General features: G+C 72.8%; 18 protein-coding genes and 1 tRNA gene. 12 read left to right on the top strand and 7 right to left on the bottom strand.

Going from position 1 to position 18,852, the window contains the following annotated elements; genetic code table 11:
• Positions 1 to 43: 43 nt before the first annotated feature.
• Positions 44 to 679, bottom strand: a complete 636-nt coding sequence (upp, locus tag ACZ5FU_RS11610; RefSeq protein ID WP_382782575.1) for a uracil phosphoribosyltransferase — start codon at positions 677 to 679, stop codon at positions 44 to 46.
• A gap of 137 nt (positions 680 to 816) precedes the next feature.
• On the opposite strand from upp, the gene ACZ5FU_RS11605 reads away from it, so the two are divergent.
• From ACZ5FU_RS11605 to ACZ5FU_RS11570, 8 genes are all read left to right on the top strand, one after another.
• On the top strand, positions 817 to 1,047 hold the full coding sequence (locus ACZ5FU_RS11605) for a hypothetical protein (protein ID WP_451529223.1): 231 nt from the start codon (positions 817 to 819) through the stop codon (positions 1,045 to 1,047).
• Between the two features lie 311 nt (positions 1,048 to 1,358).
• Complete coding sequence (locus ACZ5FU_RS11600) at positions 1,359 to 1,892, top strand: tRNA adenosine deaminase-associated protein (protein WP_451529224.1); 534 nt, start codon at positions 1,359 to 1,361, stop codon at positions 1,890 to 1,892.
• A 59-nt stretch (positions 1,893 to 1,951) separates the two neighbouring features.
• A complete protein-coding gene (gene tadA, locus ACZ5FU_RS11595; RefSeq protein WP_451529225.1) occupies positions 1,952 to 2,383 on the top strand; it encodes a tRNA adenosine(34) deaminase TadA in 432 nt (143 codons plus the stop codon).
• A gap of 44 nt (positions 2,384 to 2,427) precedes the next feature.
• A tRNA-Ser gene (locus tag ACZ5FU_RS11590) sits at positions 2,428 to 2,512 on the top strand.
• Positions 2,513 to 2,691: 179 nt separating this feature from the next.
• Positions 2,692 to 2,868, top strand: a complete 177-nt coding sequence (locus ACZ5FU_RS11585) for a hypothetical protein (protein ID WP_363090862.1) — start codon at positions 2,692 to 2,694, stop codon at positions 2,866 to 2,868.
• 31 nt (positions 2,869 to 2,899) lie between these two features.
• The gene (locus tag ACZ5FU_RS11580; RefSeq protein ID WP_451529226.1) at positions 2,900 to 3,193 is read left to right on the top strand and encodes a Dabb family protein; all 294 of its coding nucleotides are present in this window, start codon (positions 2,900 to 2,902) and stop codon (positions 3,191 to 3,193) included.
• 295 nt (positions 3,194 to 3,488) lie between these two features.
• Entirely contained in the window at positions 3,489 to 4,316 is an 828-nt protein-coding gene (locus ACZ5FU_RS11575) for an RNA polymerase sigma factor SigF (protein ID WP_366060234.1), read from the top strand.
• A 470-nt stretch (positions 4,317 to 4,786) separates the two neighbouring features.
• The gene (locus ACZ5FU_RS11570; protein WP_451529227.1) at positions 4,787 to 5,698 is read left to right on the top strand and encodes an RNA polymerase sigma factor SigF; all 912 of its coding nucleotides are present in this window, start codon (positions 4,787 to 4,789) and stop codon (positions 5,696 to 5,698) included.
• Positions 5,699 to 6,558: 860 nt separating this feature from the next.
• On the opposite strand, the gene ACZ5FU_RS11565 is transcribed toward ACZ5FU_RS11570, so the two are convergent.
• The gene (locus ACZ5FU_RS11565; RefSeq protein ID WP_451529228.1) at positions 6,559 to 6,759 is read right to left on the bottom strand and encodes a hypothetical protein; all 201 of its coding nucleotides are present in this window, start codon (positions 6,757 to 6,759) and stop codon (positions 6,559 to 6,561) included.
• A gap of 214 nt (positions 6,760 to 6,973) precedes the next feature.
• Here ACZ5FU_RS11565 and ACZ5FU_RS11560 point away from each other — a divergent pair, with 214 nt between their 5' ends.
• The 4 genes from ACZ5FU_RS11560 to ACZ5FU_RS11545 all read left to right on the top strand — a co-directional run bounded on the left by ACZ5FU_RS11560 (position 6,974) and on the right by ACZ5FU_RS11545 (position 11,519).
• Entirely contained in the window at positions 6,974 to 7,507 is a 534-nt protein-coding gene (locus ACZ5FU_RS11560) for a MarR family winged helix-turn-helix transcriptional regulator (RefSeq protein WP_451529229.1), read from the top strand.
• Positions 7,508 to 7,592: 85 nt separating this feature from the next.
• Positions 7,593 to 10,037 carry an MFS transporter gene (locus ACZ5FU_RS11555; RefSeq protein WP_468645547.1) on the top strand — a complete coding sequence of 815 codons (2,445 nt, stop codon included), beginning with the start codon at positions 7,593 to 7,595 and terminating at the stop codon, positions 10,035 to 10,037.
• 69 nt (positions 10,038 to 10,106) lie between these two features.
• Entirely contained in the window at positions 10,107 to 10,928 is an 822-nt protein-coding gene (locus tag ACZ5FU_RS11550) for a YceI family protein (RefSeq protein ID WP_451529231.1), read from the top strand.
• A 120-nt stretch (positions 10,929 to 11,048) separates the two neighbouring features.
• Complete coding sequence (locus tag ACZ5FU_RS11545) at positions 11,049 to 11,519, top strand: PPOX class F420-dependent oxidoreductase (RefSeq protein WP_451529232.1); 471 nt, start codon at positions 11,049 to 11,051, stop codon at positions 11,517 to 11,519.
• Positions 11,520 to 11,562: 43 nt separating this feature from the next.
• On the opposite strand, the gene ACZ5FU_RS11540 is transcribed toward ACZ5FU_RS11545, so the two are convergent.
• The 5 genes from ACZ5FU_RS11540 to ACZ5FU_RS11520 form a co-directional block, all read right to left on the bottom strand.
• Positions 11,563 to 12,321 carry a TetR/AcrR family transcriptional regulator gene (locus tag ACZ5FU_RS11540; protein WP_451529233.1) on the bottom strand — a complete coding sequence of 253 codons (759 nt, stop codon included), beginning with the start codon at positions 12,319 to 12,321 and terminating at the stop codon, positions 11,563 to 11,565.
• 214 nt (positions 12,322 to 12,535) lie between these two features.
• Entirely contained in the window at positions 12,536 to 14,725 is a 2,190-nt protein-coding gene (locus ACZ5FU_RS11535; RefSeq protein WP_468833930.1) for an ArnT family glycosyltransferase, read from the bottom strand.
• Positions 14,722 to 16,269 carry a bifunctional glycosyltransferase family 2/GtrA family protein gene (locus ACZ5FU_RS11530; RefSeq protein WP_469045259.1) on the bottom strand — a complete coding sequence of 516 codons (1,548 nt, stop codon included), beginning with the start codon at positions 16,267 to 16,269 and terminating at the stop codon, positions 14,722 to 14,724. Before ACZ5FU_RS11530 ends, ACZ5FU_RS11535 begins: the two co-directional genes overlap by 4 nt.
• Before the next feature lie 14 nt (positions 16,270 to 16,283).
• Complete coding sequence (locus ACZ5FU_RS11525) at positions 16,284 to 17,888, bottom strand: ATP-binding protein (RefSeq protein WP_469045258.1); 1,605 nt, start codon at positions 17,886 to 17,888, stop codon at positions 16,284 to 16,286.
• Positions 17,885 to 18,625, bottom strand: coding sequence for a response regulator transcription factor (locus ACZ5FU_RS11520; protein WP_451529237.1), 741 nt, complete (start codon positions 18,623 to 18,625; stop codon positions 17,885 to 17,887). The genes ACZ5FU_RS11525 and ACZ5FU_RS11520 overlap by 4 nt, the downstream gene beginning before the upstream one ends.
• Between the last annotated feature and the right edge of the window lie 227 nt (positions 18,626 to 18,852).

Below are 18,852 nucleotides of genomic sequence, written 5' to 3'. Positions count from 1 at the left end.
GAAGAAGGGCTGCCGAGCCCCGCACCCGACCGGCGCGGCGGGGTTACTCGGCCGCGCCGTACAGGCGGTCGCCCGCGTCGCCCAGGCCCGGGACGATGTAGCCGTGCTCGTTGAGGTGGTCGTCGACGGCGGCCGTGACGACGGTGACCGGCGTGCCCGCCAGATCGCGCTCCACGACCTCCACGCCCTCGGGCGCGGCCAGCAGCACCACCGCGGTGACGTCGTCGGCGCCCCGCCTGATCAGCTCGCGGATCGCGGCGACCAGCGTGCCGCCGGTGGCCAGCATCGGGTCCAGGACGTACACCTGACGGCCGGACAGGTCCTCCGGCATGCGCGTGGCGTACGTGGAGGCCTGGAGGGTCTGCTCGTCGCGGATCATGCCCATGAAGCCCACCTCGGCGGTCGGCAGCAGCCGGACCATGCCGTCCAGCATGCCGAGACCGGCCCGCAGGATCGGCACCACCAGCGGACGCGGACGGGCGAGCTTGACGCCCGTGGTGCCGGCGACCGGCGTCATGATGTCGACCTGCTCGGTGCGCACGTCCCGGGTGGCCTCATAGGCGAGCAGGGTGACCAGCTCGTCGGCGAGGCGACGGAAGGTCGCGGAGTCCGTGCGGCGGTCGCGCAGCGTGGTGAGCTTGTGGGCGACCAAGGGGTGGTCGACGACGTGGAGACGCATGTCCACAACAGTAACCGGGCCCGAACGGCCCGGCGTCCCCGCACATGGTGAGCCTCTCCCTCTCGCTCGAACCGTTGGTCGGCATCAAACCGCCCGGCCCAGGGAAGGTGGTGGGAACGGACCAGGGTGGTGGACCAATGCGTGACCTGCCAGAGCGTGCGGCGCCGCAAGCGGAGGAGCCGCTGCGGAAGCCGTCGCAGAAGCCGTCGGAGGAGTCGTCGGAGACCGAGGCGCAGCGCCGCAGACGACGCGCGCAGTTCCTCCGCGAGCTGGCCGAGGCCCGCGCGCTGCGCGACCGCGTCCAGCCGCGGCGCGCCAAGACGGCCCGGCTCCGACACGCGATGCGCATGCGCACCTTCCGTTGGTAACGGCCCGCCCGGCACCCGTGGGGAAGACCGCCGACGTCACGCGCGTCACGGGGGTGGGCGTGCGTGGCCGCGCGGCAAAGCCGCGTACGATCCGCGGTGGTGGCGACGAGTGTGCTGGTGGGTTGCCTGCGGACGTCCTCGTGGACCCGCGGTCAAAACGTCCGGACACAGGGAGCCGAAGACGTCCCCTGGACGCCTTGTTTCTGCCACGATTCCGAGTGGGTGGGGCTCGGAGCCCGAGCTCTCCCCGCCCGTAACCTCCGCCGGGGGGACCCCCAACCGGCACGCCTAAGACCAGTGGGAGAGTCACGGTGTACTTCGCCGCACTGCTCGCGCGCACCGAAGACGGGTGGGAAGCGAGCGACACGGAGCTCGACGATGTGGAAACCCTGTCGGATCTCGCCGACCTGGCCCGGGAGGCCTCTCCGGACGAGGACACCGTCCTCGTGCTGATCGAGCAGGAGGACTCCTGGTTCGGGGTCGTCCGCATCGACGGCGAGGAGGACCCCCGCATCTTCGTCTCCGACGCAAGCGCCGCCGCCCGCAGTTCGTACGGCGAGATCCTGCTCACCGACGAGCTGCTCGGCCGGGATCCGGGTGACGCCGACGTCCTCGACGCACTCGACCTCGACGGCACCGAGGACGGTGACGCCGAGGACGACGACGAGGACGGCGCGGCGAGCGCCGGTTCGGCCGAGGCGGTGCCGCACGGCCCGGTCGGCGACGCCGGCATCCTCGACGACCTCGGCGTCGGCGAGAAGGAACTGAGGTCGCTGTCCGCGGACGCGCTCACCGAGATCGCCGAGTCCCTCGGGGCCTCGGAGGTCCTGGAGACCGTCCGCTGACCGCACCGACCGGAGAGGGCCGGCCCGCCGACCCCGTACGTGACCGCTGGCGGGCCGCGATGCGGCTCGCCCTGGACGAGGCCGCGCTGGCCTCCCTCGGCGGCGACGTCCCCGTCGGTGCCGTCGTCCTGGCCGCCGACGGCACCACCGTCCTCGGCACCGGCCACAACGAACGCGAGGCGGGCGGCGACCCCACGGCCCACGCGGAGGTGCTGGCCCTGCGGCGGGCCGCCGCGCGGACCGGCCGGTGGCGGCTGACGGACTGCACGCTCGTCGTCACGCTGGAACCGTGCACGATGTGCGCGGGCGCCCTCGTCCAGTCCCGCGTGGACCGGGTCGTCTACGGCGCCCGCGACGACAAGGCGGGCGCGGCCGGCTCCCTCTGGGACGTCGTCCGCGACCGCCGGCTCAACCACCGGCCCGAGGTGATCGAGGGCGTCCTGGCCGCGGACTGCGCCCGGCTGCTCACCGAGTTCTTCCGCTCCCGGTGAATCCGATTTCAAAGCGGGGCTCACCTTGTTGTAAGGTCTCTCTCGGTAGCGTGTCCGAGCGGCCGAAGGAGCTCGCCTCGAAAGCGAGTGTGGCGCAAGTCACCGAGGGTTCAAATCCCTCCGCTACCGCTGATGACACCCCCTGGACCGTGGCGACGCGGATCAGGGGGTGTTCTGCTGTGCGGCGGGCCCGGCGCCCCCGCGGAACACCCCGTCCGTCGTGGCGTCGGTCGGAAGAAACGATGTGAGGGTTACACTCGCGGCCGGCAGCAGGGGGCCCCAGGGGCAGCACTCAGAGGGAGGCCGCGGTGGCGGTGAACGCCAAGAAGATCGCCGTCTACGTGATCGTGGTCTTCGTGCTCTACGTGATCATCACGGACCCGGAGAAGGCGGCGGACTACGTCCAGATAGCCTTCGAGGGCATATCGGACGCGGCCAGCGCCATCGGAGACTTCTTCACCTGGCTCGCCGACGGAGCGAAGTAGCAGCCGGCAGCCTCACCCACCGGGAGTGCCCTTGATCCGCCATCTGGTCCTCTTCAAGCTCGACGAGGGCGTCACCCGCGACGACCCCCGGGTGGTGGAGGGCGAAGCGGCCTTCCGCGCCCTGGGCGGGCAGATCGAGGAACTGCGCTTCTGGGAACTGGGCTGGAACACCAGCGACCGGCCCATCGCCTACGACTTCGCGATCAACTCGGCGGTCGAGGACGCGGAAGCCCTGAAGCGGTACCTCGAACACCCGGCGCACCAGGCGGGCGTGGCCCTCTGGCGCGAGTTCGCCACCTGGGTGGTCGCCGACTACGCGTTCTGACACCGCGGCCCGGCCTCTCCTCCGACGCCCCGTCCGGCATCACGCCCGACCTCTCCTCCGGCCTCCCGTCCGACGTTCCGCACCGGCTCCGCCGCGGGTTTCGGCTCCGGGCGCGGACCGGACCGTGCCGCACTGAGCCCTCCGCCGGAACGGCGGGGGGCTTTCGCGCGTCCTGCGCCCAACTTCTCCCTCAACACGGTCTTATGGGGTACTTGCACACACTGCACATGTCTTGTGATGCTATGACCGCTTTTGATGGATGAGTTGAACAAGGTGACCTGACGAAGAGGTGGCGTTGACCGTGTCGGCCAGTACTGCGCCGCCTCAGGAAGAGGCACCCGCCCCGACCCCCGAGCGGCGCCGCGGCGCCGACACCCGGGCACTGACCCAGGTGCTCTTCGCCCAGCTGAAGGACCTGAGACCGGGCACCCCGGAGCACGACCGCGTGCGCGGGGCGCTCATCGAGGCCAACCTCCCGCTCGTGCGCTACGCCGCCGGCCGCTTCCGCTCCCGCAACGAACCGATGGAGGACGTCGTCCAGGTCGGCACCATCGGCCTCATCAACGCCATCGACCGCTTCGACCCCGACCGGGGCGTGCAGTTCCCGACCTTCGCGATGCCGACGGTCGTGGGCGAGATCAAACGGTACTTCCGCGACAACGTGCGCACCGTCCACGTCCCGCGCCGGCTGCACGAGCTGTGGGTGCAGGTGAACAGCGCCACCGAGGACCTGACCACCGCCTTCGGCCGGACGCCGACCACCGCCGAGATCGCCGAGCGGCTGCGCATCGCCGAGCACGAGGTACTGTCCTGCATCGAGGCCGGCCGCTCGTACCACGCGACCTCCCTGGAGGCCGCGCAGGAGGGCGACGGGCTGCCCGGCCTGCTGGACCGGCTCGGCTACGAGGACCCGGCGCTGGACGGGGTGGAGCACCGCGACCTGGTCCGCCACCTCCTGGTCCAGCTCCCCGAACGCGAGCAGCGGATCCTGCTGCTGCGCTACTACAGCAATCTGACCCAGTCCCAGATCAGCGCGGAACTCGGGGTCTCCCAGATGCACGTCTCGCGCCTCCTGGCGCGCAGCTTCCAGCGGTTGCGCTCGGCGAACCGCATCGACGCCTGACGGCCCCCCGACGGGCCCTCCACGGGCGACGGCAGCCCTTCGGCGGCCGGCAGGAACCTCCCGGCGGGCGACGGAGGCTCCCGGGCGGTCACGACCCCCCGGCGGCAGTCACGACTTCCCTGCGGTCACGACTCCCCCGACGCGCGACGGCGGCTCCCCGGCGGGCGGCGACGCGTGGTCCTTCGGAGTGAAGATCCTCGACCGAACGCGGAAGCGATCCGTCACCTGCGCGGGCGAATCACCCGGTGGGACATTTCCCGGCCGAAATCCGCTGAACAACCGTCACACCCCCTCTTTCCAGGGCCTCTTCGTGACTCTCATGTCGACATGTCACTACAGCGTGTTGCCGACATGTGACATTCTGCCGGAAGCGCGTTTGCCGAGGCTTCGGCTCCGGTATTCAGGTGAAGGCTGGCGTTCCTCGATCCGGAGCGTTCGCCACGACCGTCCCGCGACCCAAAGGGGGTGGCATGTCCGCAGACCAGGGCAGCTCGAAGGTGCTCATGCTCACGAAGAGCGAGTCCGCGCCCACCGAGCCCGTCACGCCCGTCGAGCCCGACGTGCTCGACGACGTCACGGCCCTCGAGGCCGCTCCCGTCCCGGCGCTCCCGGCCACGGGACCCATCGACACCCGCACCCTGTCCCGCTCCCTGTTCCTGCGGCTGGCCGCACTCGAGGAGGAGAGCCCCGAGCGCGCGTACGTCCGGGACACGCTCATCGAGCTGAACCTGCCGCTCGTGCGGTACGCGGCGGCCCGCTTCCGCTCGCGCAACGAGCCGATGGAGGACATCGTCCAGGTCGGCACCATCGGCCTGATCAAGGCGATCGACCGCTTCGACTGCGAACGGGGCGTCGAGTTCCCGACCTTCGCGATGCCGACGGTCGTGGGCGAGATCAAGCGCTTCTTCCGCGACACCTCGTGGTCGGTGCGCGTCCCGCGCCGCCTCCAGGAGCTGCGGCTGGCCCTCACCAAGGCCAGCGACGAACTCTCCCAGAAGCTGGACCGCTCGCCGACGGTGGCCGAACTGGCCCTGGTCCTGGGCGTCTCCGAGGAGGACGTGGTCGACGGCCTGGCCGTCGGCAACGCGTACACCGCCTCCTCCCTCGACTCGCCGGCCCCCGAGGACGACGGCGGCGAGGGCTCCCTCGCCGACCGCCTCGGCTACGAGGACACGGCGCTGGAGGGCGTGGAGTACCGCGAGTCGCTGAAGCCGCTGCTGGCCAAACTGCCCCCGCGCGAGCGGCAGATCATCATGCTGCGCTTCTTCGCCAACATGACGCAGTCGCAGATCGGCGAGGAGGTCGGCATCTCCCAGATGCACGTCTCGCGTCTCCTCACGCGCACCCTGTCCCAGCTCCGCGAGGGCCTGATCTCCGACTGAGCCGCGGTGCGGACCCCTCGCCGGGTCCGCGCCACCGTTCGCGGGCTTCCTTTCCGGCGGACCGCCGGTGACACCGGCGCGACGCGCCGGCCGACGTGGCACAGGGCCGCCGAGGCGCCGTACCTGGCGCGTCGGCGGCCGTCGTCGTACGTGGGCGAGGCCTGTCTGCCGCCGGGGACGCGGCCCTGGTCGTCCGGGTCGTCCTGGCCGTCCTGGCCGTCCTGGCCGTCCTGGCCGCGGAAGGTACCGGACGTTCCGTCACGGACCCTCGGTGGCGCGGGAGATGGCGATCACTTTCCCCAACTCACCGGACGAGCGTGTTCGTTCGGGATCGGTCACCCACGGGGCGCGCGCCATCGGCGCCCTGGGCGACGAACGGGCCGACGGGGGGATCTTCGGACGCCGCTCACCCCGAAAGTCCGCGAGCGCGGCGCCTGGACGGTCCGTGGGGGCGCCCGGCGGGCCTCCCGGGCGCGCGAAGACATGCCGAGGCACGCGGAGGTCCGGGGCGCGCCGGTGCGGGAGGGGGTGGCCGGGACACGCCCCCGAGGCCGCCGCCCACCGGGGCGGGGAACCGGGCGCGCGCTCGAGGGCCGGTCGGTACGGGGTCCGGCACGGGCGCCGGGCGCGAGGACGATCTGCGGGCGTCCGTCGGGCAGGCCCCCCGGATCGAGGCCCGGGTCAGGCCGCGGGCGCTTGGCGCGCCCGCTCCGGGCGGGCCGTCCGGAGCGGCCGGGCGGACCCGGCCCCGACGGCGCCGCCCCGGGCCGGCGCCGTCGGGAGGTCCACGGCGCCGGGACGCACCGCCCCGTCCGTCACTCCGGTGCCGGCTGCTTCACTGCCGGCTGCTTCGGTGCCGGCTACTTCAGTGCCAGCCAGGCGACCGCCGCCACGATCGCGACCGCCGCGACGACGCCCAGGATCAGGCCGATGCGAGGACCACCGGCCGGGGCCGGGGCCTGGCGGGATGCCTGGGGGGTGCCCTCGTCGACGAACGCCCGGAACATCTGGGTGCTGCCGGCGGGGTCGTGGTTGCCCTGAGGGCCCTGCGTGTTAGCCATGCCCCGAGACACTAGCGAAAACGGCCGGGGCGGCCCAAGCGGGGGGCGTGCTCCGGGGCGGCCGGTCCGGGCCGTCCGGCCACTTCTCCCACCTGGGCATTTACTCCAGCAATACTTGTCTTTGCCAACTTTTTATGGCGCCCACCCCCTATTTGTTTGCCTGCAGCAACCAAGCGCTTCTATGGTTGCCCTAAGCAACAAAGCGGGAGGTGTGATGGCAGGGCAGGCGCAGTTCGAGGAACTGGCACGTCAGCTCAGCGCCGTCGGAGTCGTGAAGCGGGACCTCGGGCGGATCCTTCCGGCCGACTGCTCGCCCGGTTCGGCCGGAGTGCTGACGCTGCTCGACCGCCACGGCGACCTGCGCATGAGCGCCCTGTCCGAGCTGCTCTCCGTCGACATGTCGGTGACCAGCCGGCACGCCGCGCATCTCGCCGAACGGGGCTGGATCGAGCGGTCCCCGGACCCCACGGACAAGCGCTCGCGGATCCTGCGCCTCACCCCGGAGGGCCACACGATGCTCGCCGAGCTGACCCGGCGCAGCACCGATCTGCTGGCGGAACGGCTGAGCGACTGGACCGACGACGAGGTCGGTCAGCTCATCGGGCTGATGACCCGGCTGCGTTCCAGCTTCGGCGACTGCCGGTCCGCCCCGCACCGGACCCACCGGCCCCCTCCCGTTCCCGAGAGCGAACACCCACGTGGACCGTCACGTGACCTGACCACCCGTACACCCGAACAAGCGACGTAAGAGAAGGAAGTCCATGGCAACGACCACACCAGCCGGTGTGCGGGCTCACGCGAAGCACGGCGGAGGGTCCGCCGGCGACGCTCCGATGACCCACCGGCAGATCATGGAGGCCCTCTCCGGACTGCTCCTCGGCATGTTCGTGGCGATCCTGTCGTCCACGATCGTCTCGAACGCCCTCCCGGAGATCATCGGCGACCTCGGCGGCGGCCAGTCCGCCTACACCTGGGTCGTCACCGCCACCCTGCTGGCGATGACCGCGACCACCCCCCTGTGGGGCAAGCTCGCCGACCTGTACGACAAGAAGGCGCTCGTCCAGATAGCGCTCGTCGTCTACGTCCTCGGATCGGCCGCCGCCGGCCTGTCGCAGAACCCCGGCATGCTGATCGCCTGCCGCGTGGTGCAGGGCATCGGCGTGGGCGGCCTCTCCGCCCTCGCCCAGATCGTCATGGCCGCGATGATCTCCCCGCGGGAGCGCGGACGTTACTCCGGCTACCTCGGCGCGACCTTCGCCGTCGCCACCGTCGGCGGTCCGCTGCTCGGCGGTGTCATCACCGACACCAGCTGGCTGGGCTGGCGCTGGTGCTTCTACGTCGGCGTGCCCTTCGCCGTGATCGCGCTGATCGTGCTGCAGAAGACCCTGCACCTGCCCGTCGTGAAGCGGGACGTCAAGGTCGACTGGGCCGGCGCGTTCTTCATCTCGGCCGCGGTCTCGCTGCTGCTGGTCTGGGTGACCTTCGCCGGTGACAAGTACGACTGGCTGTCCTGGCAGACGTACACGATGGTCGCGGGCTCGATCGCGCTCGGGCTGATCTTCGTGCTCGTCGAGTCGCGGGCCGCCGAACCGATCATCCCGCTGCGCCTCTTCCGCAACCGCACCATCACGCTGTCCTCCGCCGCCTCGCTGTTCGTCGGCGTCGCGATGTTCTCCGGCACGGTCTTCTTCGCCCAGTACTTCCAGCTGGCCCGCGACGAGTCGCCGACCATGTCCGGTGTCCTGACGATCCCGATGATCGGCGGACTGTTCGTCTCCTCCACCGTGTCGGGACAGCTCATCACCCGCACCGGCAAGTGGAAGGCCTGGCTGGTCGGCGGCGGTGTGCTCGTCACGGCGGGCCTCGGCCTGCTGGGCACCATCCGCTACGACACCCCGTACTGGAAGACCGCCGTCTTCATGGCCCTCCTCGGCCTCGGCATCGGCATGATGATGCAGAACCTGGTGCTGTCCACGCAGAACCAGGTGGCCCCGGCCGACCTCGGCGCGGCCAGCTCCACGGTCACCTTCTTCCGCTCCCTCGGCGGCGCGATCGGCGTCTCGGCGCTGGGCGCCGTCATGGCCCACCGCATCGGCGACTACGCCCGGGACGGCATCGCGGGCCTCGGCCCCGACTACGCCTCCCTCGCCGCGTCCGGCTCCGGGGGCGCCATCCCCGACATGGACAAGCTGCCGCTGCCGCTGCGCACGGTCATGGAGAGCGCGTACGGCCACGGCATCGCGGACGTCTTCCTGATCGCCGCCGCACTGGCCCTGGTGGCCTTCCTGATCACCCTGTTCATCAAGGAGGTCCCGCTGAGGACCCAGGGCGCGCTGGCGCAGACGGACTCCGAGGACGCCCCCGCGAAGACCCCGGCCGCCGTCGGGGACCGGGCCGGGGCTCCCGCCGGCGAGCAGGCCCTCACCGGTGCCGCCGTGCAGGCCGGTGCCGCCGAGGCCGGTCCCGAGGCCGGGCACCGGTCCGCCGCCACCGCCGAGGTCCCCGCGGCCTCCTCCGGCGGCATCCCGGTCCGCGGCCTGGTCCGCGGGGCCGAGAGCGCGCCCGTACCGCAGGCCGCCGTCACGCTGATCTCCCTCGAGGGCCGGCAGCTGGGCCGTTCGGTCGCGCAGGCCGACGGCTCCTACGGGCTGGACGCGCCGGGCGCGGGCTCGTACGTCCTGATCGCCTCCGCCGACGGGTTCCAGCCGCAGGCGTCCACGATCGTCGTCGACGGCGAGCCGGTCGCGTACGACATCCTGCTCAGCGGCACCAGCGGGCTCGGAGGTGTCGTGCGGGCCGCCGAGACCGGCGAGCCCGTCGGGCACGCCATGGTCGTCGTCACCGACGTGCGGGGCGATCTGCTGGCCACCGGGACCACCGGTGAGCAGGGCGAGTTCTCCTTCGCCGAGCTGGTGCCGGGCGCCGTGACCGTCGCGGTCAACGCCGCCGGGTTCCGGCCGCGCGCCCTGCCCGTCGAGGTCGGCGCGACCGGGGTGACCCGCGTGGAGCTGGTCCTCGACGCGGGGGCGCAGCTCCAGGGCGTCGTCCGGGCGCCGCACGGTCCGCTGGCCGACGCGCGCGTGACGCTCGTCGACGCGGCGGGCAACGTGGTCGGCACCGCCACCACCGGCGTGGACGGGGCGTACGCCTTCACCGACCTCGACGGCGGCGACTACACGGTCATCGCGACCGGCTACCCGCCGGTGGCCACCGCCCTGACCGTCGCCGGCACCGGGGTGGACGGCCACGACATCGCGCTCGCCCACCCCGGCGAGTAGCACGACACGGCACCGGCCCGTGGCGGGGGTTTCCCGCCACGGGCCGGTCTCTTCGAGGAGTTGCGTGAGATGGGACTGACCGCGAGGATCCGCACCCGGGACGGATGGGCCGTGTCGCACGCGGTCGTCACGGTGGCGGACACCACGGGCACGCAGGTGCTGCGCGCCGAGGCCGACGCGGAGGGCGCCGTGCGCGACACGACCGCGCTGGCGCCGGGGGCGTACACCGTGATCGTCACCGCCGTCGGATACGCGCCGGCCGCCTCGAGCGCGCTGGTCACCGCGAGCGGCCGGGCCGAGATCGGCACGGTCACGCTGGCCCGGCAGGGCGGCACCGAACTTCCGCCGCCCGGCCCGTGGACCGTCGATCCGGCGCACTCCACGGTCGGCGCGGTCGCCCAGCACCTGGGCATCTCCAGCGTCCGCGGCCGGTTCACCGACTTCACGGCGAGGGTGGAGATCGCCCCGGACGACGTCGCCGGGTCCCGGGTGGAGGCCGTGATCCGGGCCGCGTCCATCGACACCGGCAACGGCATGCGCGACACCCACCTGCGCTCGGCGGACTTCCTGGACGCCGACGCCCACCCGGAGATCACCTACCGCTCGACCGGCCTGACGGCCGTGGGCCCCGACCGCTGGACCGTCCACGGCGACCTGTCCCTGCGCGGCGTCGTCCGCCCCGTCGACCTGGACCTCGCCTACCTCGGCACCGGCGCCGACCCCTGGGGCGGCACCCGGGCGGCCTTCCGCGCGACGGCCGACCTGCACCGCGAGGACTTCGCCATCACCTACAACCAGGTCGTGCAGGCGGGCATCGCCGCCATCGGCACGACGCTCAAGGTCGAACTGGACGTCCAGGCCGTGCAGGGGGACGCGCTGCCGCAGGCGTAGCCGCGGGCGGGGACGCGAACGCCGGCACGGGCGGGGAGACGGACGCGGGCGCGGGTACGGGTGCGGCGGGGTCGGCCTCGGCGCCCGTCCCCGTGCCGCCCCGGCGCCTACGCTGGCCCCATGGCACCGAACATCGCGACCACCACGTCCGTCTCCCTCGACGAGCTGCTGGACTTCGTCCGTCCCCGGCACCGCGCGATCCTCCTCACCCGGCGCGCCGACGGCGGCCCCCAGGCCTCCCCGCTGACCTGTGGGGTCGACGACTCGGGCCGGATCGTCGTGTCCACCTACCCGGAGCGGGCCAAGACGCGCAACGCCAAGCGGGACCGGCGGGTCAGCGTGCTCGTACTGAGCGACGACTGGAACGGGCCCTGGGTCCAGGTCGACGGCACCGCCGAGGTCATCGACTCGCCCGACTCCGTCGAGGCGCTGGTCGAGTACTACCGCAACATCGCCGGTGAGCACCCCGACTGGGACGAGTACCGGGAGGCGATGGTGAGGCAGGGCAAGTCGATCATCCGGGTCACCCCCGAACGCTGGGGCCCCGTCGCCACCGGCGGCTTCCCCGCCCACCTCGCACCCCAGGACTGACCACCGACACCGCCCCCACCGACGGACGGAGCCCGACGCGGCGTCAGCCGCGTTCCACCATCGCCTCGATGCCCGCCACCAGCAGGTCCAGGGCGAAGGCGAAGTCGCGGTCCAGCATCTCCGCGACCGTGTCGCCGCCGCGGGCCGCCATGAGGGCGCGGGACTCCTCGACGACCTCGGCGGTACGCGGCGCCTCGGTCGCCTCGGTCAGGGAGTGCCGGAAGTACTCGTCCGGGGTCATGCCCGCGTCGGCGACCCGGCCGAAGAAGTGGCCCTCGATCGTGCCGTAGCCGTACACGAACTGGAAGACCGCCGCGATCGCGCTCGTGATGCGGTGGTCGGGCAGGCCCGTGCGGCGGACCACACGCTGGACCGTGCGGGAGAAGACCAGGGAGTTCGGCCCGATGTTGAGGTACCGGCCGGCCAGCGGCGACAGCCACGGGTGCCGCACCAGCAGTGCCCGGTACGCCGACGCCAGCGCCCGCAGCTGCTCGCGCCAGTCCCCGCCCGCCGTCTCCGGGTCGGGCAGCACGAGCTCGCCGAAGGCCACGTCCAGGGCGAGTTCCAGCAGGTCGTCCTTGGTGTCGACGTACCAGTAGACGGACATCGCCGTGACGTTCAGCTCGGCCGCCAGGCGGCGCATGGAGAACCGGTCCAGGCCCTCGGTGTCCAGCAGCCGTACGGTGACCTCGGTGATCCGGTCCCGGTCGAGTCCCGACGGCTGGCTCCCGCCCCGCCCCCGGCGCGCCTTGCCCTCCAGCCACACGCTGGTCCGCCCGGCCTGCTCGGCAGCCTTCGCCATGGCGCACCCTCCTGAGGTTCTCCGGGTCACTCCTGACGAAGATGCTAGGTGGCGGCCGGGCCTTCAAGGCCGCGGGACCGCGGCCCGGCATCGCGGCGCGGGACCGCGGCCCGGCATCGCGGCCTCCGGCCCGCCCGGCGGCACGGACCGGCGCGTCACGCGGGGAGGGGCGGTGACCGCGGTCACCGCCCCTCCCCGGTCGTCCCGCCCGGCCTCAGCCGGCCGCCTTCCGCGTCAGGTCGTAGAACGTGGCCGAACCGACCGTGACCTGCTGGAAGGTCGCCTCGACCCACTCGGTGACCTGTGCGGAGGCGCCGTCGTCGCCGCCGCCCATGCCGCCGCCCGATCCGCCGCTGATGAAGTAGTGGATCCTGCCGTCGGCGACGTACTGCTTGAACTGCGCCAGTGTCGGGGACGGGTCGGTGCCGTTGAAGCCGCCGATGGCCATCACCGGGTCGCCGGTGGCCAGCTGGTAGCTCGCGGCGTTCTGGGAACCGATGGCCGCCGCGGCCCAGGTGTACCGGTCGGAGTCGGTGTCCAGCAGCTTCTTGGCCTCGTCGGTGACGGTGGCGCCGTTGATGAGGCCGCCCATGCCGCCCCCGCCGCCGCCCGCCGGGCCGCCTTCGCCGCCGGCCTGTCCGCCGGGAGCGGTCCGGCCCTGGCCCTGGGTGCTGCCGTTGCCGTTCTGCGGGCCGGGGAAGCCGCCGCCGGGGAAGCCGCCGTTCTGTTGGCCCTGGCCCTGCCGGCCGGGCGTGCCGCCGCCGGGGAAGCCGCCACCGCCGCCGGGACCGCCCCGGCCGCCGCCCATCGTGGACGCGCCCGCCGGGCCCGCCGTCGGGATGGACCCGGTGTGCGCGGAGTCCACGGTGCTCAGCGTGTACGCCGTCGGTCCGGCCAGCGCCGCGGCCATGCTCACGGCCGCCGCCGCGAGGGCGATCCGCCGGGACAGCCGGCCGGCGAAGACCAGGCCGAGCGCGCCCGTCAGGCCGCCGACCAGCACCAGCCACCTCAGCCAGGGCAGGTGGTCGGGGGTGCGGTGGAGCAGGACGTATCCCCAGGCCGCCGCGGCCACCGAGGCGGCGGCGAGGGTGAGTGACGCTTGGAGCTCGGACCGCCTCTCCCACAGGAGGCCGGCGCCCATGCCGATCACGGCGGCCAGGTAGGGGGCCAGCGCGATCGTGTAGTACTGGTGGAAGATGCCCGCCATGTAGCTGAAGACCACCGTGGTGATCAGCAGCGAGCCGCCCCAGACCAGGAACGCGCCCCGGGTCACGGAGGTCCGCCTCCGTCCGCGCGTGGCCACCAGGCCCGCGGCCAGCAGGATCAGCGCGGTGGGCAGCAGCCAGGAGATCTGGGCGCCGATCTCGGAGTTGAACATCCGGTCCCAGCCGGTCTCGCCCCACTGCCCGGTGCCGCCACCGCCGCCTCCGCCGCCGACGCTGCCGGTCTCGTCGCCGCTGAGGCGGCCGAGTCCGTTGTAGCCGAAGGTCAACTCCAGGAAGGAGTTGTTCTGCGAGCCGCCGATGTAGGGACGGGAGGAGGCGGGCCACAGCTCGACGATCGCGACCCACCAGCCGCCGGAGACGACCAGCGCGGCCGTCGCCAGGGCCAGCTGCGAGAGACGCCTCCGCAGCGGGACCGGTGCGCAGACGGCGTACACGATCGCCAGCGGCGGCAGGATCAGGAAGGCCTGCAGGGTCTTGGCGAGGAACGCGAAGCCGATCGCGACGCCGGCCCACACCAGCCACTTCGTCCGGCCGTCCTCCAGGGCGCGGACCACGAGGTGGCAGGCCACGGCCATCAGCAGGGCCAGCAGGGCGTCCGGGTTGTTGAACCGGAACATCAGGGCGGCGACCGGGGTGAGCGCGAGCACGGCGCCCGCGATCAGGCCCGAAGCGGGACTGAAGCGGCGGCGCACCGAGGCGTACACGACGGCGACCGAGCCGACGCCCATCAGCACCTCGGGGACGAGGATCGCCCACGAGTTCAGGCCGAAGATCCGCACGGACAGCGCCATCGGCCACAGCGCGGCCGGCGGCTTGTCGACGGTGATGGCACTGGCCGAGTCCAGCGAGCCGAAGAAGAACGCCTTCCAGCTCTGGCTGCCGGCCTGCACGGCCGCGGAGTAGAAGGAGTTCGCGTAGCCGGAGGCGCTCAGGTTGCAGAGGTACAGGACGCAGGTGGCGAGCAGCAGGCCGAGGAGGGCCGGGCGCGCCCAGCGGGGGTCCTCGGGCCGGCCGCGCCAGAGCCTGCGGGCGAGGGGCTGCTTCGGCTCGCCCGCACCGGGAGCGGGGGCGCCGGGTTCCCGCGGCGCCGTGGGAGGGGCGGTCTCGGGCGGGCCCCAGGTGACCGGCGCGGCCGGGCCGTCGGCCGCCCGCGCCGTGCCGTCGAGGTGGGTGGTCATCGGGCGTCCCCCGGATCGGTGTCGTGCGGGCGCACCGGCTGCAGCCGCATGGTGGCGTCCGCGGCCCCACCGGCGCGGAACCGGTCGGTGCCGCTGTCGTGCGGCAGGGTGCGGGGGTCCGGGGTGCGGGGGTCCGAGGTGTGGGGGTCCGGGGTGCGGGGGTCCGGGGTGCGGGGGTCCGGTGCGTGCCGGTACGGCCGCTGCGGCAGCGGGCCGGACGCGGGGTGCGGCGGTGCGGCGGCGGACCGCCCCGGGGCCTGGGCCGGGGGGTGTGCCGACGGCCGGGCCGGGGGCTCCTCGTCGCCGCGCCGGTCCGGGAACACCCAGGCGCGGAAGAGGAGGAAGCGCAGCACGGTCGCCGCGAGGTTGGCGGCGACGAGGACGGCCAGTTCGGTGGCGTGCGCCGGGTCGGACGTCGCCGCGTCGAGCGCGAGGAGCGAACCGCTGGTCAGCGCGAGGCCGATGCCGAAGACGACGAGTCCCTGCGCCTGGTGGCGGACGGCACCGGTGCGGCCGCGCACCCCGAAGGTGAGCCGGCGGTTGGCGGCGGTGTTGGCGACCGCGGAGACGAGCAGCGCGAGCGCGTTGGCCGTCTGGGAGCCGGAGAACTGCCGGAAACCGCTGTAGAGCAGCAGGTAGAAGAGGGTGGACAGGCCACCGACGACACAGAAGCCGACGAGCTGACGGGCCAGGCCCTTGGGTACGTCCATGATCTCGCGGTCGCGGGGATCGTCGCCGAACGGCCTGGTCAGCCGGTCCAGGGGGAGCGAACCGGTGGCCAGCGCCCGGCCCACGCGCCATACCCCTTTCAGGTCGTCGGTCGCCGTCCTCACGATGTGCACCGTGGAGTCCGGGTCGTCGACCCAGTCGACCGGCACCTCGTGGATACGGAGACCGGCTCGTTCGGCGAGCACCAGCATCTCAGTGTCGAAGAACCAGCCGGTGTCCTCCACCAACGGGAGCAGAAGTCGCGCCACGTCGCGGCGGATCGCCTTGAAGCCGCACTGGGCGTCCGAGAACCGGGCCTGGAGCGAACCGCGCAGGATCAGGTTGTAGGAGCGGGAGATGAACTCCCGCTTGGCCCCGCGCACCACCCGCGAGCTGCGGGCCAGCCGGGAGCCGATCGCCAGGTCGGAGTGGCCCGAGATCAGCGGTGCCACCAGCGGCAGCAGCGCGTTGAGGTCGGTGGACAGGTCGACGTCCATGTAGGCGAGGATCGGGGCGTCCGAGGCCGACCAGACGGTCCGCAGCGCCCGGCCGCGGCCCTTCTGCTCCAGGCGGACGGACCGCACCTGCGGAATCCGCGTCTCCAGCAGCCGCGCCACGTCCGGGGTGCTGTCCGTCGACGCGTTGTCCGCGACGGTGATGCGGAACGGGTAGGGGAAGGTCCGCGTCAGATGGTCGTGCAGTCTGCGCACGCAGGGCTGGAGGTCCTTCTCCTCGTTGTAGACGGGGATCACTACGTCCAGGACAGGCGTACCGGCTGTGGCGGCCGGGAGGTGCTCCCGCGCCGGCAGGGTGCCGGGAGAAGAGTCGGTTCGCATGTCGACGACTCTCCTCAGGTGCCCTGTCGCACCCATGTGCCGGCCCTGTGCTGGCCCTGTGAGTCCCGTTGCCGGTCGGTCTCGGGCGCGGGCCGGGGCACGGCGGGGGCGAGGGCGGGCAGGTGCACGGTGAAGACGGTCTGTCCGGGCACGCTGTCGACGGTCACGGCGCCGCCGTGCGCGGTGGCGACGGCCTGCACGATGGCCAGGCCCAGGCCGGTGGAGCCGGTGGCGCGGGAGCGGGCGGAGTCGCCGCGGGCGAACCGTTCGAAGACGCGGGGGAGCAGGTCCGGCGGGATGCCCTGGCCGTTGTCCTGGACGTCGACGCACAGCCAGGGGCCACGCCGCTGCACGCGCGCGGTGACGGTCGTGCCCGGCGGTGTGTGGGTGCGGGCGTTGGCGAGCAGGTTGACGAGGACCTGTTGCAGACGTGCCGGGTCGGCGGAGACCAGGGCGGGTTCCTCGGGGAGTTCGAGGCGCCACAGGTGGCCGGGGCCGGCGGCGCGGGCGTCGCTGACGGTGTCGATGACGAGGGGGACCAGGTCGGTCTGCTCGAACTGGAGCGGGCGGCCCGCGTCGAGGCGGGCGAGCAGCAGCAGGTCCTCCACGAGGAAGGTCATCCGGCCGGCCTCGGACTCGATCCGGCCCAGCGCGTGCCGGGTGTCGGGTCCCACCTGCTCGCGTCCCCGGCGGGTCAGCTCGGCGTAGCCCCTGATGGAGGCCAGCGGGGTCCTGAGTTCGTGGCTGGCGTCCGCGACGAACTGACGGACCCGCATCTCGCTCTCCTGGCGGGCGTGCAGGGCGCCGTGGACGTGGTTCAGCATCCGGTTGAGCGCGGCACCGACCTGGCCGACCTCGGTGTGCGGATCGGTCTCGGACTCGGGGACCCGCTCGGAGAGGTTGACCTCGCCGGTGTGCAGGGGGAGTTCGGACACCCGGGTGGCGGTGGCGGCGACCTTGCGCAGGGGGCGGGTGGCGAGCCCGACGAGCACGTAGCCGGCGATGACGGCGGCGCCGAGACCGGCGGCGGTCACGCTGACCTCCACGAGGATCAGCGTGTTGACGGTGCTGTCGACGACGGTGGTGGGCAGGGCGACGTAGTAACCGGAGCCGTCGTCGCCGTGCACGTACGTCACGAGGTAGTCGCCGAGGCCCGGAAGGCTCACGGTGTGGGTGCCGGTCACGGGCACGCCCTCGAGGGCGTGCCGCTGGGACGCGCTCAGCGCGGTGGCGTTCATCTGCTGGCGGATGTCGTCGGAGATCCGCTCGGCGACGACGGCCTTGGAGACCGTGCCGTCGGCGGCGACCTCCGCGGCCACGGTCCGCTCCTGCGTGGGGCCGTTGGTGACGAAGCCGTCGACACGGTCCTCCACCAGGACGTTCTTCTCGCCGTCCCGGCCGAACGGCGGTCCCGACAGGCGCTTGCCGGCCTCGACGACCTGATCGCCGAGCTGCTCGTACAGGTGCGAGCGCAGGGCCAGGGTGGTCACCGTGCCGATCACCGCGCAGACCACCGCGATCAGCACCACCGACGCCACGACGAGCCGGGTCCGCAGGGTACGGGGCTTGCGGGGCCCGCCCGCCCGCCGCTGCGCACGCGGCCGTCGTCGCCCGCTCATGACGCCGCGGGCTTGATCAGGTAACCGGCTCCGCGCCGCGTGTGGATCATCGGCTCGCGCCCCGCGTCGATCTTGCGCCGCAGGTAGGAGATGTACAGCTCGACCACGTTGGCCTGGCCCCCGAAGTCGTAGGACCACACGCGGTCCAGGATCTGGGCCTTGCTGAGCACCCGGCGCGGGTTGCGCATCAGGAAGCGCAGCAGCTCGAACTCGGTGGCGGTGAGGTGGATGTTGTCGCCGCCCCGCGAGACCTCGTGGCTGTCCTCGTCCAGGGTGAGGTCGCCGACGACGAGCACCGACTCGGAGCGGCGGTCGGCGGCGCCGGAGCGGCGGATGAGCCCGCGCAGCCGGGCGACGACCTCCTCCAGGGAGAACGGCTTGGTGACGTAGTCGTCGCCGCCGGCGGTGAGGCCGGCGATCCGGTCCTCCACGGCGTCCTTGGCGGTGAGGAACAGGACGGGGACGTCCGGCAGTTCGCGGCGCAGCCGGCCGAGGACGGTCAGCCCGTCCATGTCGGGCAGCATCATGTCCAGGACGACGGCGTCGGGCCGGAACTCGCGGGCGGTCTGGATGGCGCCCGTGCCGTCACCGGCGCTGCGGATCTGCCATCCCTCGTAGCGCAGGGCCATGGACAGCAGTTCGGTGATCGACAACTCGTCGTCCACCACCAGCACGCGGACGGGGCTCCCGTCCGGCCTCAGCAGTTCGGTGCGCCCCTGGGGCGAGGTCGTGGTCATGCGGGACACCATGTCGGGGTCCTCTGAGAACACGCTTTCCCCTGTCTGTGATTTCCCTGAGAAACGCACAGGAACCTCTCAGGCGAGCGCGGCGCGGACGCGCGCCGGCGGCCCGTCCGTCCGTGTTCGTCCCGGTCGGGCGGCCGGGACGGACCTGTGGAGCGCCCGGCTCCGCGCGACGGGCCGCTGGGGGTTCTCGGGATTTCCTGGGAGTTCGCTGAGGAGAC

It is taken from the genome of Streptomyces sp. NPDC031554, assembly GCF_055580685.1.
Note: the sequence above shows the minus strand (reverse complement) of the source record. Positions and strands in the feature narration are given on the sequence as shown.

What these genes read in the sequence shown, in the direction of transcription:
- upp (WP_382782575.1), bottom strand. Translation starts at nt 679, where the DNA reads ATGCGTCTCCACGTCGTCGACCACCCCTTGGTCGCCCACAAGCTCACC.
- ACZ5FU_RS11605 (WP_451529223.1), top strand. Translation starts at nt 817, where the DNA reads ATGCGTGACCTGCCAGAGCGTGCGGCGCCGCAAGCGGAGGAGCCGCTG.
- tadA (WP_451529225.1), top strand. Translation starts at nt 1,952, where the DNA reads ATGCGGCTCGCCCTGGACGAGGCCGCGCTGGCCTCCCTCGGCGGCGAC.
- ACZ5FU_RS11570 (WP_451529227.1), top strand. Translation starts at nt 4,787, where the DNA reads ATGTCCGCAGACCAGGGCAGCTCGAAGGTGCTCATGCTCACGAAGAGC.
- ACZ5FU_RS11565 (WP_451529228.1), bottom strand. Translation starts at nt 6,759, where the DNA reads ATGGCTAACACGCAGGGCCCTCAGGGCAACCACGACCCCGCCGGCAGC.
- ACZ5FU_RS11560 (WP_451529229.1), top strand. Translation starts at nt 6,974, where the DNA reads ATGGCAGGGCAGGCGCAGTTCGAGGAACTGGCACGTCAGCTCAGCGCC.
- ACZ5FU_RS11555 (WP_468645547.1), top strand. Translation starts at nt 7,593, where the DNA reads ATGACCCACCGGCAGATCATGGAGGCCCTCTCCGGACTGCTCCTCGGC.
- ACZ5FU_RS11550 (WP_451529231.1), top strand. Translation starts at nt 10,107, where the DNA reads ATGGGACTGACCGCGAGGATCCGCACCCGGGACGGATGGGCCGTGTCG.
- ACZ5FU_RS11545 (WP_451529232.1), top strand. Translation starts at nt 11,049, where the DNA reads ATGGCACCGAACATCGCGACCACCACGTCCGTCTCCCTCGACGAGCTG.
- ACZ5FU_RS11540 (WP_451529233.1), bottom strand. Translation starts at nt 12,321, where the DNA reads ATGGCGAAGGCTGCCGAGCAGGCCGGGCGGACCAGCGTGTGGCTGGAG.
- ACZ5FU_RS11535 (WP_468833930.1), bottom strand. Translation starts at nt 14,725, where the DNA reads ATGACCACCCACCTCGACGGCACGGCGCGGGCGGCCGACGGCCCGGCC.
- ACZ5FU_RS11530 (WP_469045259.1), bottom strand. Translation starts at nt 16,269, where the DNA reads ATGCGAACCGACTCTTCTCCCGGCACCCTGCCGGCGCGGGAGCACCTC.
- ACZ5FU_RS11525 (WP_469045258.1), bottom strand. Translation starts at nt 17,888, where the DNA reads ATGAGCGGGCGACGACGGCCGCGTGCGCAGCGGCGGGCGGGCGGGCCC.
- ACZ5FU_RS11520 (WP_451529237.1), bottom strand. Translation starts at nt 18,625, where the DNA reads ATGACCACGACCTCGCCCCAGGGGCGCACCGAACTGCTGAGGCCGGAC.